The sequence below is a fragment of the Actinosynnema sp. NPDC002837 genome (assembly GCF_040295345.1).
In the GTDB taxonomy this organism is placed as follows: domain Bacteria; phylum Actinomycetota; class Actinomycetes; order Mycobacteriales; family Pseudonocardiaceae; genus Actinosynnema.
Map to the genome: position 1 here is coordinate 1 of NZ_JBEOVG010000216.1, position 1,318 is coordinate 1,318.

The window sequence follows — 1,318 nt, forward strand, 5'->3', positions numbered from 1 at the left end:
GTAAAATTAATCCGAACGCTGTTCGGATAAAAAGATCAGCTTCCTTTAAAATGGTGTTTACCACAAACCCATCTTTTAGGAGCTGATCTTTTGTATAGTATAGTATAACCTATTCCGAACGAATTAAAATCGAAACCTTTTGTGAACTAGGGCTATCCAATATCCAAATGGGCGTTCAGCTGAACCGATCACCGTCAACAATTTCTTATGAATTATCTCGATGTCAACCTTATCAGGCTGAATTAGCACAAACAGATGCCGAATACAAGCGATCACGATGTGGTCGGAAAACTATGCTGAGCGATGAGTTAAAGCAAAAAATTCTCAACCATTTACGTCTAAGCTGGTCACCAGGAATGATTGCTCACGAATTTAAACTAGCTACTAAATCTATTTATAATTGGCTAAATCAGGGGAGAATTGGTTTCTCCTTGAATGATCTACCTGAACATGGCGTAACGTTGACCAACGATCCAAATATAATCAATCTTTAGGGCGATCAATTGAACAGCGTCCAATGATGATTAATCAACGTAATCGCATCGGCGATTTTGAACTAGATACAGTCGTTGGTCCTCGTGGGCATAGTAAGGCAGTTTTATTAACTTTAATCGATCGCAAATCACGGTTCCTTTGGGCATACTGGTTAAAAGATCGGACGACAGCGACTGTTAATGAAGCACTAACTAAGTTCCTAACCACTTTTAATGGTCCGGTGCACAGCTTTACTGTGGACTGTGGCACTGAGTTTAGTGGGCTAGTATCACTTGAATCACAATATGGTATTAAGACCTATTACTGCCATGCTTATACTCCAGCTGAACGTGGTAGTAATGAACGCTTTAATCGGAATATACGTTATTTTTATCCTAAATGGACTCGTTTTGAGCACATTAGTGCTCAAAATTTAACGACGACGTTACTCCAAATTAACCAGCGACCGCTTAAAATACTCGACTGGCAAACACCGTATCAGGTTATGCTGACAAATTTGTCCAAAAATTCGGATTAAATTTGCAATCTACCAAATAAGGAGATAAAAATGTTTAGATTACCAACGTTGGCAAAATTAGTTATTGTGAATACAGGATACAGAATTTTTAAAGTTTATATGAGGATTACAAATAAGACTCCTAAGGTAATAAATGGTGATGATACTGTAAAGTATATCGTAACTCATAAATGTTCTGTGGCTAGATTTGGAGATGGAGAATTTTTGTGGATTTTTCAGGAAAGAGCAGAAGGAGATTTCGAAAAAAATTCTTCAAAATTATCTAAAAAATTACTTCAAGTGATAAATTCTGAAAATGATAATTTA

Annotated in this window: 1 protein-coding gene and 1 pseudogene; both read left to right on the forward strand. The window is 36.6% G+C overall.

The window, feature by feature from the left end; genetic code table 11:
- Positions 1-104 precede the first annotated feature (104 nt).
- Positions 105-1,012 (forward strand): annotated as a pseudogene (locus ABTZ99_RS44975) (IS30 family transposase).
- A gap of 30 nt (positions 1,013-1,042) precedes the next feature.
- Positions 1,043-1,318: GT-D fold domain-containing glycosyltransferase (locus ABTZ99_RS44980; RefSeq protein WP_499619291.1), on the forward strand; the 276-nt coding region annotated here is incomplete at its 3' end.